A 13,809-nucleotide genomic window follows, 5' to 3' on the forward strand; every position below is an offset into this window, starting at 1 on the left:
CTCTGATTTATACCAGTACAGAAATATTATACCAATTTTAATCTAGTTTAAAACCCTCCCCAAGTACTTCCGATGCATCCATTACGATCACAAACGCTTTAGGGTCAACAAGTTTAACCAATTGTTTCAATTTAGTGAATTCCGACTGGTCTATTACACACATCAAAATTGGACGAGTATCATCCGTATAGCCGCCATACCCGGAAATTCGTGTTACTCCCCGGTCTAGCTCATGTAAGATAGCATTCCTTACTTCCATTTCATTATTCATGATAATTAATGCCATCTTAGAACGATTCAACCCAACCTGAACGAGATCAATCGTCTTGCTTGTCACATATAAACCTATTAGCGCATAAAGCCCTTTTTCAATATCAAAAACAATCGCAGCGCTTAAGACAATGATTCCATCAATGACAGCTACACATGTCCCTAATGACATATGGGTATACTTATGAATAATCTGCGCTGCTAAATCCGTTCCCCCGGTGGAACCCTTCCCGCGGAAAACAATTCCTAACCCAAGGCCCACCATAATTCCCCCACATATTGAACCAAGCAAAGCATCATTCGTCCATGGCTCCCAATCCTTTGTAAGGAATACGACAAGCGGTAAGAACAAGGTTCCAATCAGACTCTTGGCACCAAAATGCCGTCCAAGTATAATAAGTCCAGCAATAAATAAGGGAATATTACATCCCCACAGTACATAGGCTGGCTCCCAACCGAGCGTAGAATCGAGAATCGTACTAATTCCGCTGACTCCGCCTGAAGCAATTTGGTTGGGAAGCAAGAATACATTAAAACCAATTGCAATAATAGCCGAACCGACAATTACCAACCCATACTCCATTAACTTTTGTATCAAAGGGTGCTTCTGCTCCCTGTATCTTTTTCTCATTCAATATTGTCTCCTAAAAAACCATCATTTTTTATCTAGTATTGGCCGAACGTTGTATTGCATCCCCTATAATATCCTGTAAAAGTCAGCCAAATGACTTTAAAGTGGTAGTGAATTTTACTTCCATGTATACGTAATCATAAAAAAAGCCGAACCAGAAAATCGGCCCGACTTTTACTTCTTATAATTTTGAACGTAAATAAGCATCAATGAACATATCGATATCTCCGTCCATGACAGCTCCCAAGTTTCCTGTCTCCGCACTAGTACGGTGGTCTTTTACCATGGAGTAGGGATGGAAGACGTAAGAACGAATTTGGCTTCCCCAGCCAATTTCCTTTTGCTCTCCGCGAATTTCATCCAAATCGGCTTGCTGTTGTTCAATTTCAAGTTGATATAATTTGGCTTTCAGCATATTCATGGCTTGAGCCTTGTTTTTGATTTGCGATCTCTCGTTTTGGCACGTTACCACAGTATTTGTAGGTAAATGAGTAATCCTTACGGCTGAGTCAGTCGTATTGATATGCTGACCACCTGCCCCACTTGCCCGGTACGTATCAACCTTCAGATCTTCCGTACGAATTTCTATATTAATCGTCTCGTCGAATTCCGGCATAACTTCGCAAGAAACGAATGAAGTATGACGGCGCCCTGATGAATCGAAAGGAGAAATCCGAACTAGACGGTGAACACCTTTTTCTGCTTTCAAATAACCATATGCGTTATGGCCCTTGAACAGCAGAGTGACACTCTTGATTCCAGCTTCATCACCTGGAAGGTAATCAAGGGTTTCTACTTTAAAGCCCCTTTTTTCACCCCATCTTGTATACATACGAAGCAACATTGAACCCCAATCTTGGGACTCAGTTCCACCTGCACCAGGATGCAATTCCAGAATTGCATTTTTCGAATCATATTCTTCACTTAGTAAAAGTTGAAGTTCAAATTCATTCATCTTTTGTGAAAGAATCGTGATTTCTTCTACCAACTCAGCAAGAAGTTCTTCATCGCTTTCTTCTTTCACTAATTCATACGTCAAATCCAGATTTTCATATGCATCATTCAAATCGGACAATTGATTGACTTGATCTTTCAATGCATTCGTTTCATTGATGACAGTCTGTGCATTTGACTGATCATTCCAAAAATCAGGGTGTGTCATCTCATTTTCTAGTTGTGCGATTCGTGCCTCTTTTTCATCTAAGTCAAAGAGACCCCCTAAAGTCCGTTAATCGTTGTGCGGTTCGTTCAAGTTCATTTCTAATTTCTGCTAATTCCATTTCTCTTCACCTCATTAAGTATGTTAAAAAAACCCCTGTACAGGGATGTGTTTCAGTACCAATAAACATCATCAAACTATACGCAAGCTAAACATGAAAAGAGGCGGCAAGTTCTTACACCGTCTCTCTTATCATTATACACCTAACTTTAGGCTAAATTACCATGGCAATTCTTATATTTTTTGCCGCTGCCACATGGACATAAAGCATTTCGCCCGACTTCATCCTTTTTACGGGCTGGAGCCTTCTTCACTTTTCCTCCATCTTCTTCCTTCGGATTGACCGCTTGTCCTTTTATGACTTCTGTCCGCTCTAAATTGTTGCGAATTTCAGCTTTCATAATGTATTTAGCGACTTCATCTTCCATGGAGGCAATCATGGCTTCAAACATTGCGAAACCTTCTGATTGGTATTCACGAAGCGGGTCAATTTGACCATAAGCACGAAGGTGAATCCCTTGACGCAATTGTTCCATAGCATCGATATGGTCCATCCACTTGCTATCCACCGCACGAAGAACGATAACCTTTTCAAACTCTCGCATTTGATCTTCTGAAAGCTCTGCTTCTTTTTGATCATAGTCTTCTTTCACTTTACCTAAAATAAATTCAACCAATTCCGATTCATTTTTTCCTTCTAAATCTTCTATTGTGATTGAACCTTCATTGAATAGGTTACCATTCAAGTAATCGACAAGACCTTGTAAGTTCCAGCCTTCTTCATCACCCATTGGAGCAAACGCAGCAACATTGCGCTGAATGGATGCCTCAATCATCGTCTCAACAATTTCACGTAAGTTTTCACTTTCCATCACATCAAAACGCTGTTTATAGATGATTTCCCGTTGTTGACGTAGGACATCGTCATACTGCAGCAATTGTTTACGCGAATCAAAGTTATTCCCTTCCACTCGTTTCTGAGCGGATTCAACGGCTCTCGTCACCATTTTACTTTGAATTGGCTGTGAATCATCCATACCAAGACGTGCCATCATACTTTTCATATTATCCGAACCGAAGCGTCGCATCAGTTCATCTTCCATTGATAAATAGAATTGAGTAACCCCAGGATCTCCCTGACGACCGGAACGACCACGCAACTGGTTATCTATCCTTCGACTTTCATGACGCTCCGTACCGATAACAGCAAGGCCGCCAAGTTCTTTGACACCTTCGCCAAGCTTGATATCCGTACCACGGCCAGCCATGTTAGTAGCGATTGTAACTGAACCTTGATTACCTGCATTCGCAATGATTTCTGCTTCACGCTCATGATTCTTTGCATTCAAAACATCATGAGGTATACCTTTTTTGGATAAATACGCAGAAATGACTTCAGACGTTTCAATGGCAACAGTACCAACGAGCACTGGCTGTCCTTTTGTATAACGCTCAGCGATGTCTTCCACAACAGCGCGGAATTTCCCATCCGTTGACGCGTAAATAAGATCGGCGCGGTCATCACGAACAATATTCCGGTTTGTTGGAATCGCAATAACATTCATATTATAGATATTCCGAAATTCCTCTTCCTCTGTCTTAGCTGTACCTGTCATACCAGAAAGTTTTTCGTACATCCGGAAATAGTTTTGGAACGTGATAGTTGCAAGAGTCATGCTTTCATTTTGAATTTCAAGGCCCTCTTTTGCTTCAATTGCCTGATGAAGACCTTCACTATAACGACGGCCCTTCATTAAACGGCCAGTGAATTGATCGACGATGACAATCTCGCCATCTTGAACAACATAATCCACATCCAAATGCATGGAAACATGCGCCTTCAAAGCCTGATTAATATGATGGTTTAAGGTAACATGGTTGATATCGAACAAGTTATCGATATTAAATGCTCTTTCAGCACGGTTCATACCTTCTTCGGTCAGCTGAACACCTTTTGTTTTTTCATCATACGTATAGTCCGTTTCTTTTTGTAACGTCCTCACAAACGCATTTGCTTGGATGTAAAGCTGTGCCGATTTTTGTGCTGAACCAGAAATAATCAATGGCGTTCTCGCTTCATCAATCAAAATCGAATCGACTTCATCGATGACAGCAAAATGCAACGGGCGCTGTACCATTTGTTCTTTATACAAAACCATATTGTCACGCAAGTAATCAAAGCCTAACTCATTATTCGTGCTATAAGTAATGTCAGCATTGTAGGCAGCTTGTTTTTCTTCTTTAGAATGACTGTTCAAATTCAACCCAACAGTCAAACCCAGGAAATCATACAATACACCCATCTCAGTTGCATCACGGTGCGCCAAGTATTCATTGACAGTCACGACATGCACACCTTTACCAGTAAGCGCGTTTAAATAAACCGGCATGGTTGATGTTAATGTTTTACCTTCCCCCGTTTTCATCTCAGAGATGTTTCCATCATGAAGTGATGCCCCACCCATGATTTGAACACGGTAGGGATACAAACCAAGAGCTCGTTTTGCCCCTTCACGCGCAACCGCAAAAGCTTCAACAAGCAAATCATCCACGGTTTCCCCGTTTTGATAACGCTCCTTAAACTCCTCTGTTTTGGCGCGCAACTGCTCATCCGATAGCGCAGCTGTCTCATCAGCCAGCGCTTCGACCTGATCAGCGACTTTTTCCAGACGCTTAATTTCTCGCTTATTCGGATCAAAAACTTTATTTAATATATTAAGCATTCAATAACGCTCCTCTATTATGGTAATGATCATTCAATAACACATTCATATAAGTAAGAAGAAACACACCTTCTGTTAATACTAATCCAAGCTTAATTTTAACACTTCTATTCTAGAGGTACAACTTCATGTCACTCTATGTCTATGGACCTGAATTCAGTTCTTACGAAAAACATTGGATAAAAGAGGGGTAAAACTGTTAAAATAGAGGGAAGTAGCAAAAGTACATTACACACTCCCCACTTTTCACATAAGTCTTTAACAAGACAAACGAAAATGCGAAGTAAGCACAACCTTCTATACATAGATATTTTTGGTCCCTCTATACTGATAGTCAGTTGAAGCAATCTAGCTTTTCAGGCTTCCTATTCCTGTGATTTTATGTGGGTTTAAAACTTATAAATCGAAGATAAATAGAACATGTTTCGAGGTGGTATTGTTGATTGGTGAACGTGTAAAAAAACTGCGAGAAGAAAAGAAAATGTCAATGACTGAACTAGCTGATAAAGCCGGAGTAGCAAAGTCATACTTAAGTTCGCTCGAGCGTAACTTACAAACGAATCCTTCTATTCAATTTCTCGAAAAAATCTCTGCTGTACTTAACATTCCTGTAGATGCCCTTCTTTACGATGCACCAAATAAGGAATCCTTGGACACTGACTGGATGAAAATTGTTGAGGAAGCTATGAATTCTGGCGTTTCAAAACAACAATTCAGAGAGTTCATTGAGTTTAATAAATGGAGAAAAGATAAAGAAGAATAGATAAATTCTAAACTAGCTTCACAAACGTAAATAGTACTGCTCTATCAAACTAGTATTGATAGAATTTCAGAAAATAAAATAATCCCTATAGACAGCTATGTTGTAAATCAACTGTTTATAGGGATGTTTTTTTCATTACTTTTTGGTTCTTAGTTTTCATTGTTCTCCTCTAGTGACACATTTAGATTCTCTTTTTTTAAAAAAGCACTAATTTCTTCTTTCTTAAAACCCAATTTCCTAGCTTCTGAAATCAACTTCACCCATTCTTGATCCACTTCCACGTTAACCACCTCTTTTATCCTCCTAAAATACTACTTGTATGTATTTCAGGCAGACCAGCCATCTTAGCATTAAGCAAACTTAGGCCTGTGCCTTTGCGCCCTCATCTTTCGCTGAGCTTGCCTTTGTCAGGGTAATTATTACAAAAACTATATTTATAAGTTATTATAGCGAATATTCGCTCCAAATATTGCCACTTTATGTCGCTAATTTACCACAATGTACAACTTTTTATCGACAAAATATTACAAAATCAAGAAATCCATGATATTTTTTGTCTATTTCATGTACAAAACAAGATGGTTCAAATGATTCACGTTCGTTTTTTTAAAAAATTATAAACATTGCCCTTCTTATTCAAACGATGGGGCATATTAATTCTTTCCATAATAAGTGCATCAAAGGCTTTTTGCGTAGACAAGTCCTCACCGCAGGTCGGACAAAGCCAACCTCCCTATTCTGCACTGCTAAAAGAACTCTATGACTCTATGACTCTATGACATGTATAGCAATTTTTCTGATACAAAAATCCAACTCCTCTGCACCATAATGAAATCGTTTTATATAAATAAATTATCGTTCTTTTTAAAGAACTTTAATCTGAGTATAGTGCAATAGGAGGGGGTATTTAAATAGATATAAATACCTATTTATCTTATTAAAGAACGGAAAACGTTCTTTTTAAAGAAAACACAATATATTCGATACTTCATTGTGTTTTTTAGAGAACAATGAAATTCCCAGGACCCAACCAATTAATCGATACTATTTATCGTATTGCCGAATAATCATTAAGGAAAAAGGAAGGAAATATAAACAACCATTGACTTCTATGGTTGAAATCGATGGTTATTTTTCCAGAGCTTACAGAACTCCTTAGCCCAAATGAACATTGCAATGGATAGAGTAATATTTAAAAAGCACAACCCATAGTCTGGGTTGTGCTTTTGTTTATAGATTCATATTAACTAGGTTCAATTAATCCGTAGCGCCCATCTTTACGACGGTACACAACGTTCGTTGTATTTGTATCCGCATTGGTGTAAACGAAGAAACTGTGACCAAGCATATTCATTTGCAGAATCGCTTCTTCACTATCCATTGGCTTCAAATCAAAGCGCTTATTGCGGACTACTTCAATATCAGTTTCATCTTCAAATTCATCCACCACTTCATCAATTTCCGTATTAAAGGCGAACGCCTCAGGAGTTGTAGATAAGTTGTTACGGAATTTACGATTGACTTTCGTTTTATGTTTACGAATTTGGCGTTCAAGCTTGTCATTGATCAAGTCAATAGCAGCATACATATCCGCATTTTCCTCTTCAGCGCGAAGAACCAAATTCTGCATAGGAATCGTCACTTCGACCTTGGATGTATTATTGTTAACTTTCAAATTCACTAACACATTTGCATCTGGTGTATTGTTAAAATATCGTTCTAACTTGCCAATTTTCTTTTCGACGTATTCTCGAATTGCTGGAGTTACCTCAATGTTTTCACCGCGTACGTTGTAATTCATAAAGTGAGTCCTCCTTAAATTAAGACTATACAGTTAGATTCTACAATACCCCTCCGGTTTCCTTTAGAAACACATCATGAAATATGTCGAGATTATGAAACAATTGTCGGAAGGTTAGGAAAGGGTTGTTGATGTTTGCCCTAGCTTTATTATAACAAATACAAAGCTATAAAGAAAAAATTAAGCCCTTAATATTTACAGAAAATTTAAAAACAATTAACATTAAAACTGTTTGCAATTAAAACGGCTGATTAATATCTAATTTCTTTTATCGTAGAACACGCCATCTGTGGATAATGATTGATAAGGTTTCACATATTTATTAGTAGATTCTTTTTTGAGACTTAGCTGTTTAATATCGCGTTGGATTTCTACTTTTTGTTCTTCTAGAAGTTGTGAAACTTTTTCGTTGAGTTCGATTAACTTCTTCCCTAAATCCTGTTCAGAATCAGAAAAAGGCGGTTGAATCCCTGCCATCAACTTCTCCCGCTCCTCAAGCAAGGCCTCAACCTTTTCAATTTTCCGGTCCCGATCCTGCTCATTTTCCAACGTAAAAAGCAAATGATTCGTTGTCTCATAAAAATGTTGAATAGCTCCCATTATGCTTGACCACTATTGGCAAATTGCTTCTGGCGGTTCAACTGAATAGCTTCCTTCCATGTATCGCGAAATTCCATGACAAACCCTTCAACCTCTTCTAAAATATCCAGATCACTTTTAATGTTGGCTTCAATCAAACGTCGATTCAAATAATCATAAAGGGATAGTAATTCCTTGGATATAGCCAAATCCATTTTTAATGTGACCATTAGCTCCTGAATGATTTTTTGCGCTTTAATTAAATTCATGTTTTTTTCTTGAAAGTTTTTTTCCGCAATTGCTTTTTTGCCCAATGTAATAAACTTAAGGCATCCATTATAAAGCATTAACGTAAGTTCACCTGGAGAGGCAGTATTCACCGAATTTTGTTGATAAGATTGGTAGGGATTATTGATTGCCATCATTCAAACTTCCTTTCTAAAATTGCTTAGCTGAAATACTGAGATAGGCTGCTGCTTTGACTATTCGCTTTCGAAATCGCTTTCTCCATGGCTGTGAATTGATTATAATAGCGGGTTTCTAAAGCCTTCAGCTTGTCTTGCCAACTATCTATTTTCGTATTGTAGCTATTTAAGAGTTTTCCAATCGTGAAAGTTGAATTATTAACAGAAGTCGCTTTACCTGCTTTATCTTGGATATTAGTCATCGTCGCTTTGATATCAGCCCTCAACCTTTTGGCCAATCCCATTTCACCAGTTGTTTCTCCTGATTTCATAAACAAATCATAAATTTTGTTTGGATCCTCTGAAATAGCAGCACGCAGTTTTTCTTCGTTAATGGTTAGCTTCCCACCTTCAAGATAGTTACTTGTAGTAGTTATTCCAATTTCACTTAATGAGTTGACGGAGTTGCTTCCACCAACAGAGGTATATAGCGAGGTCCGCATTTTCGTAAGGAGACCCGTTAACATAGAATCTCCCCGAAGTGTCCCACTCTTTGCCTTCGTTTCCCACAATTTAATTTCATCCTCAGTCATGTCTTTCCTTTGTGCCGTGGTCAACGGTTGGTATGCACGGTACTTTGTTTCATCTGTCTTCGTTTTGATGTTATCAAGTATCTCGTTGTACTTATTCACAAACTGGGTAACAGTATCTAGAACTGCGTCTACATCTGAGGTAGACGCAAAGGTTACCGGACCTGTATTCCCCTGTTTAAGAGTAATTTCAACACCGTTAATGGTGAATGTGTTGGTGGAACGTTCAATATCCAGACCGTTATAATTTAAGGTTGCATTTTGACCGGCCGTTCCTCTACTCGCTCCAACAGCAGCAATATTATTTTCATCTAAATTTAGGAGATCCGTAAAGAGTGTACCACTCAAACCAATTTCTGCAGTAACACTCGTTCCATCTTCTCTTGTTAATCCAGTTGGAACTGCCCCCGTGTTTTTCGCCGTAAATGAAATCTGTTTCGTGTTCTGATCATAAAAAGCGGTAACACCTGAATTAGCATTAATTTTTGATATTAAACTATTTAACGTATCAGTATCTTCAATTTTTGTCGTAAAGGTATTTAAAGAACCGTCCTTATTAATCGTTTCAATTTTTATTTCCTGTCCTATATACGCTTCAGGAATGATATCTGTTGCTTTTTCAACTCCCACTGCCCCATTACTGAGCATAGTTGCTGCTGAAGCTAATTTTCCTACTGTCAAAGTCCCAGAAAAATCAACCGTTGAATTGATATTCTTTACTGAGATTGCATTAGGATCAGAAACTGACACTGTTTTCTTAATAAAGGATTTTTGCATCCCCACTCCATCTTTAATAAGGGTATCCAGTTCCAACAATAACTTATTGATCTCGCGATAATCATCTCGCTGCCATTCAGCATATTGTTTCTTTTGTTCTAGCGTATCCAAAGGAACACGTGCAGCCTGCATCATACTGCTAACAAGCGCGTCAATATCCATCCCACTCGCTAAACCGTTAATTCTTACCATCGTAACATCACCTACCTATACTTTTTCATCTACCATAATACCGACGAACTCGGTCATCGCTGCATAAAAGTCTAAAAGCTTCTTTGGTGGGATTTCCCGAATCGTTTCATTGGTTACCTCATCCACAACCTTGACATAATACTCATTCAATTTTTCATGATATTCAAAACGAACCGCCGTATGTGTTGGATTCAGAAAGGTGTTTAAACTATCAACTGCATCTTGAACCCTTTCTTTTGAAGGCTCAATATTAGATTCCGCACTTTGTTCTGAATAGGCAACTGTATTTATTTCTCTCTGATAGTAGGAACTAATTCCATCTGAAATTGCTGTTCTAAGTTGTGAGGAAAGAATATTCGTGGATAAACTCTCCAGCATCTTAATGCCCCCAATGTATTATCTTTATTTTTTATATCGGTAATTACTATTTTATATTTAGGCTTTCGACATTTCTTAAGAAGTAAGATATACGGGATTTATTTAGTAAGCGTCTATTTAAAACCTTGGAAGCTTTGATTATACCTATGACTTACTGTTATTCTTTTACTAACTCTCTATGAAAAGGGATTCTACCTTAGCGAGTTTAATATGGACTATTAAATAATACTTTAGCAATTTAATTTCCTTAGAAACGAAAAAAGACTCTAGAAAAATTCTAGAGTCCTTTTTTTCTAAACTGTAGAGTAAAAATTAACGTAATAACTGAAGAACACCCTGTGGTTGTTGATTAGCTTGAGCCAACATTGCTTGAGCTGCTTGAGAAAGAATTGAATTCTTAGTTTGGTTCATCATTTCTTTTGCCATATCAACGTCACGTACACGAGACTCAGCAGCAGTTAAGTTTTCTGAAGCATTATTTAGATTATTGATTGTATGCTCCAAACGGTTTTGAACTGCTCCTAGATATGAACGACCTGAAGAAACAGATTCAATTTGAGTCTGTACAGCAGTAACAGCAGCATCAGCACCTGCTTGAGTTGATATATCCAATGCAGCAACAGCAGTGTGAGCAGCAGATAAATCAACACCTACAGTAGTTAGGTCAATGTCAATTGTTTGACCTGCATCAGCGCCAACTTGAATTTTACCGTTTGCGTCTGAACCGTCCAGCAATTTTTTTGTGTTGAAAGTCGTATTGTCTTTAATACGCTCTATTTCTGAAGAAAGTTGTGCAAATTCATCTTGTAAAGCTTTACGATCTGCATCTACATTTGTGTCATTTGATGCTTGAACTGCTAATTCACGCTGACGTTGAAGGATAGAATGTACTTCATTAAGTCCTCCCTCAGCTGTTTGAATTAAAGAGATACCATCTTGAGCGTTACGAGAAGCTTGATCAAGACCACGAATTTGTCCACGCATTTTTTCAGAAATAGCAAGACCTGCTGCGTCGTCACCTGCACGGTTGATGCGAAGACCTGAGGCAAGTTTCTCCATTGATTTAGATTGTGCATTTGTTGCACTTGATAATTGACGGTGTGTGTTTAGAGCTGCGATATTGTGATTAATAATCATTTTTGTTTCCTCCTTGAGTTTTAAGTTTCCACATCCATGTGGTTTTTTACGATGGATAGTGAATAAGACGCCCGTCTATATCACTACTCATCGTTGTATATGTATTATCGACATGCTTAGTAACATATTTAGAGATTTTAAGATTTTTTCTTGAAATGTTCATATAAATTTTCCAGAATACTGGTTTCTGTTTTAGTAGCTTCATTATTTTCTTGCTGAATAGATAGATAGATTTCTTTTCGATGAATCTCCACATTTTTTGGAGCATTAATACCAAGTTTGATCTGTTCGCCTTCTATAGCTAAGACCGTAATTTCAATATCATTACCTATCATGATCGATTCATTAGATTTTCTAGTTAGAACAAGCACTATTTTTCCTCCTGTTCTACTGAAGGTTCATTAAGAAGATGCTTAGTCATGTAACCACTTCCATTCATGATAAACTGCTTTCCCGTTTTTTTAGAGCTATTTAAAATGATAGGAGCTTGAAGATTAGCGGTCGTTTTCTTGAAAGGTTCGTGGATTGTTAAAATGACGAACGTAATGACTTCCTTTTCTGCTTCTATTTGCAAAGTAGATAGTACCTCATCAGTAAGCTTCACTTCATAATCATGAAAAATATCAAAAGGGTTCAACATAATAAAAGCAACTTCTTTTGTTGTTATAGATTGCAGAACGACAAATGGTGTTTCCTCCAAAGCTAGCAAACAAAACTGTTTTTCGTCTATAAACCCTGGTATCCCGCTTTCAAATGTATAAATGTTTTCTTGTGCTATCTCTATTTCGCCATGAAATTTTGTTTGTCTATTCATATATGTTTTCACTCACCTATCTCATCTGGAAACAAATTAATGAAATCTATATCCAGCGAATTTTCTTGTAAAACTTCCACTTCTACATTACCTGGCGTGTATGTATGGTTTGGCTTATTAACCTGCACATCGATGATCGGTTTTTGAGGGGCTGCTTCAATTTCTACCTGAGCCGGTTGATAGTCCAGCTGAACACTGAAATGAGAGGGAATCCAGCCGAGATTGAATTGCTTTTCTGGCCCCTTGCTGTTTCGCTTTGCCTGAACCGCGATTGCATTACCTCCGTTTTCAATATGTCTCAACTCCGTGCCCTGCTGTGACCTTCTTGCCATACCTGCCAGCCAATCCTGATAGCCCTGCTGTGCAAATCCCTCAACTCGCTTGGATAGGCTTTTCAAATCCATATCTTCTCTCGCTTTTGTTTGATCAATCGTTAGCTTCCCTGGGGTTATCTGAATTTCTAAGATTGCTCTCGGCTGTTCAATTGATTGGTCCGCTGCCTTCTGTTCAATTTCCTGTACAGGTTGGTCTATATTCAATCCAATCTTCATTGAGGAAGACTGCAATTGTATTTGTGGCATTTGCATCCTTATCGCTCCTCTCCTTATAGAAAAAAAGCTACCCATTTAGGAATAGCTTAGCGAAGAAAATCTAGTAAACTCGGTTGAATGATTCTTGCTCCAACACTTAATGCAGCACTATGAATACTTTCCTGGGTCGTTAAATCCATTATCGCCTTTTCGATATCGACATCCTCATTTTTCGAAAGGATTTCCGTAGCAAAAACTTCTTGCTGCTTTAGGCGGTCCGTCATCAATTCAATTCGATTCTGCCTGGCACCAACCTGAGCTTGCATAGCTAAGAATGTATTGATAGTTTCGTCAATTCCTTCCAGTGTGCTACTCACGTCACCGCCGTTTTCAAGTGCATCGATCGTTTGATCAATGCTGCCGCCAATAGCAAGCGCATCTCCAAAAATCTTGGATCCGTCTGTATTAATCTGAATATTAATCCCAGAAAATACTTCAAGATTAATAGCTCCTGTGCCGTACAATATATTCCCATCACCATCTTTAACGGAAGATGGTTTCACATTCGTATTCTGACCGTTAAAAATATATTTCCCGCCAATCTGGGTATCACCTATACTTACGAGATGTTCTTTTAATTGCTTAATTTCTTCTGATACACTTTCAAACTGTTCTCCATCATAGGTTCCATTACTACCTTGAACGGTTAACTCACGAATCCTTTGCAGAACGGAAACTGCTTCACTAATGGCATCATCTGTACTATCAATCCAGTTAGTTGCCTCCGAGATGTTACTTGTATACTGTTGGATTTGATTGAGATTGATCCGGTACCCCATTCCCATCATTGCAGCAACGGGATTATCGGATGGTTTAGAGAATTTTTTTTGAGAAGAGACTTGTTCCTGCAACTTGCCCATTTTTTCGTAACTTCTGCTTAAATTACTTAACATATTATTGGTTAGCATGGATTGCGTCACACGCATATTTTCTCACTCCTA

Annotated in this window: 15 protein-coding genes and 1 riboswitch; of the genes, 1 reads left to right on the plus strand and 14 read right to left on the minus strand. The window is 38.2% G+C overall.

All coding sequences use genetic code 11. The features are described 5' to 3' along the window. Nucleotides 1-37 precede the first annotated feature (37 nt). From NST21_RS26450 to secA, 3 genes are all read right to left on the minus strand, one after another. Nucleotides 38-853: a YitT family protein gene (locus NST21_RS26450; protein WP_376106588.1), complete on the minus strand. Its 816-nt coding sequence runs from the start codon at nucleotides 851-853 to the stop codon at nucleotides 38-40. Between the two features lie 229 nt (nucleotides 854-1,082). Further along, a protein-coding gene (prfB, locus tag NST21_RS26455) for a peptide chain release factor 2 (protein ID WP_235566051.1) occupies nucleotides 1,083-2,181 on the minus strand; the annotation gives its coding sequence in 2 pieces (ribosomal slippage) (nucleotides 1,083-2,117 and nucleotides 2,119-2,181; 1,098 coding nt in all). A gap of 148 nt (nucleotides 2,182-2,329) precedes the next feature. Further along, the gene (gene secA, locus NST21_RS26460) at nucleotides 2,330-4,843 is read right to left on the minus strand and encodes a preprotein translocase subunit SecA (protein WP_057215914.1); all 2,514 of its coding nucleotides are present in this window, start codon (nucleotides 4,841-4,843) and stop codon (nucleotides 2,330-2,332) included. 439 nt (nucleotides 4,844-5,282) lie between these two features. Here secA and NST21_RS26465 point away from each other — a divergent pair, with 439 nt between their 5' ends. Further along, a complete protein-coding gene (locus NST21_RS26465; RefSeq protein ID WP_053348573.1) occupies nucleotides 5,283-5,606 on the plus strand; it encodes a helix-turn-helix domain-containing protein in 324 nt (107 codons plus the stop codon). A 149-nt stretch (nucleotides 5,607-5,755) separates the two neighbouring features. On the opposite strand, the gene NST21_RS26470 is transcribed toward NST21_RS26465, so the two are convergent. From NST21_RS26470 to flgL, 11 genes are all read right to left on the minus strand, one after another. Next, entirely contained in the window at nucleotides 5,756-5,896 is a 141-nt protein-coding gene (locus NST21_RS26470) for an anti-repressor SinI family protein (RefSeq protein WP_235566050.1), read from the minus strand. Nucleotides 5,897-5,932: 36 nt separating this feature from the next. After that, nucleotides 5,933-6,019: riboswitch (cyclic di-GMP riboswitch) on the minus strand. An 830-nt stretch (nucleotides 6,020-6,849) separates the two neighbouring features. Continuing rightward, nucleotides 6,850-7,407, minus strand: coding sequence for a ribosome hibernation-promoting factor, HPF/YfiA family (gene hpf / locus NST21_RS26475; protein WP_056524424.1), 558 nt, complete (start codon nucleotides 7,405-7,407; stop codon nucleotides 6,850-6,852). Nucleotides 7,408-7,665: 258 nt separating this feature from the next. Next, a complete protein-coding gene (locus tag NST21_RS26480; protein ID WP_340892178.1) occupies nucleotides 7,666-8,007 on the minus strand; it encodes a flagellar protein FliT in 342 nt (113 codons plus the stop codon). Continuing rightward, nucleotides 8,007-8,408, minus strand: a complete 402-nt coding sequence (gene fliS, locus NST21_RS26485; RefSeq protein ID WP_056524417.1) for a flagellar export chaperone FliS — start codon at nucleotides 8,406-8,408, stop codon at nucleotides 8,007-8,009. Before fliS ends, NST21_RS26480 begins: the two co-directional genes overlap by 1 nt. Before the next feature lie 26 nt (nucleotides 8,409-8,434). Next, nucleotides 8,435-9,949: a flagellar hook-associated protein 2 gene (locus tag NST21_RS26490; RefSeq protein WP_056524414.1), complete on the minus strand. Its 1,515-nt coding sequence runs from the start codon at nucleotides 9,947-9,949 to the stop codon at nucleotides 8,435-8,437. A gap of 15 nt (nucleotides 9,950-9,964) precedes the next feature. Further along, on the minus strand, nucleotides 9,965-10,327 hold the full coding sequence (gene flaG / locus NST21_RS26495) for a flagellar protein FlaG (protein ID WP_056524411.1): 363 nt from the start codon (nucleotides 10,325-10,327) through the stop codon (nucleotides 9,965-9,967). 312 nt (nucleotides 10,328-10,639) lie between these two features. Then, nucleotides 10,640-11,464 carry a flagellin N-terminal helical domain-containing protein gene (locus NST21_RS26500; RefSeq protein WP_053348566.1) on the minus strand — a complete coding sequence of 275 codons (825 nt, stop codon included), beginning with the start codon at nucleotides 11,462-11,464 and terminating at the stop codon, nucleotides 10,640-10,642. Between the two features lie 137 nt (nucleotides 11,465-11,601). Then, a complete protein-coding gene (csrA, locus tag NST21_RS26505; protein WP_056524408.1) occupies nucleotides 11,602-11,835 on the minus strand; it encodes a carbon storage regulator CsrA in 234 nt (77 codons plus the stop codon). Continuing rightward, on the minus strand, nucleotides 11,835-12,278 hold the full coding sequence (fliW, locus tag NST21_RS26510; protein ID WP_340892181.1) for a flagellar assembly protein FliW: 444 nt from the start codon (nucleotides 12,276-12,278) through the stop codon (nucleotides 11,835-11,837). Before fliW ends, csrA begins: the two co-directional genes overlap by 1 nt. 8 nt (nucleotides 12,279-12,286) lie before the next feature. Then, a complete protein-coding gene (locus NST21_RS26515) occupies nucleotides 12,287-12,865 on the minus strand; it encodes a DUF6470 family protein (protein WP_057215932.1) in 579 nt (192 codons plus the stop codon). Between the two features lie 50 nt (nucleotides 12,866-12,915). Then, entirely contained in the window at nucleotides 12,916-13,794 is an 879-nt protein-coding gene (gene flgL / locus NST21_RS26520; RefSeq protein ID WP_056524402.1) for a flagellar hook-associated protein FlgL, read from the minus strand. Nucleotides 13,795-13,809: the final 15 nt, after the last annotated feature.

Source organism: Peribacillus sp. FSL K6-1552, assembly GCF_038005205.1.
Taxonomy (GTDB): Bacteria; Bacillota; Bacilli; order Bacillales; family DSM-1321; genus Peribacillus; species Peribacillus butanolivorans.

Bases quoted from the DNA above. Each gene is read 5' to 3' on its own strand.
- NST21_RS26490 (WP_056524414.1), bottom strand. From the start codon at position 9,949: ATGGTAAGAATTAACGGTTTAGCGAGTGGGATGGATATTGACGCGCTT.
- hpf (WP_056524424.1), bottom strand. From the start codon at position 7,407: ATGAATTACAACGTACGCGGTGAAAACATTGAGGTAACTCCAGCAATT.
- fliW (WP_340892181.1), bottom strand. From the start codon at position 12,278: ATGAATAGACAAACAAAATTTCATGGCGAAATAGAGATAGCACAAGAA.
- secA (WP_057215914.1), bottom strand. From the start codon at position 4,843: ATGCTTAATATATTAAATAAAGTTTTTGATCCGAATAAGCGAGAAATT.
- NST21_RS26480 (WP_340892178.1), bottom strand. From the start codon at position 8,007: ATGGGAGCTATTCAACATTTTTATGAGACAACGAATCATTTGCTTTTT.
- NST21_RS26515 (WP_057215932.1), bottom strand. From the start codon at position 12,865: ATGCAAATGCCACAAATACAATTGCAGTCTTCCTCAATGAAGATTGGA.
- fliS (WP_056524417.1), bottom strand. From the start codon at position 8,408: ATGGCAATCAATAATCCCTACCAATCTTATCAACAAAATTCGGTGAAT.
- NST21_RS26500 (WP_053348566.1), bottom strand. From the start codon at position 11,464: ATGATTATTAATCACAATATCGCAGCTCTAAACACACACCGTCAATTA.
- flgL (WP_056524402.1), bottom strand. From the start codon at position 13,794: ATGCGTGTGACGCAATCCATGCTAACCAATAATATGTTAAGTAATTTA.
- NST21_RS26450 (WP_376106588.1), bottom strand. From the start codon at position 853: ATGGAGTATGGGTTGGTAATTGTCGGTTCGGCTATTATTGCAATTGGT.
- flaG (WP_056524411.1), bottom strand. From the start codon at position 10,327: ATGCTGGAGAGTTTATCCACGAATATTCTTTCCTCACAACTTAGAACA.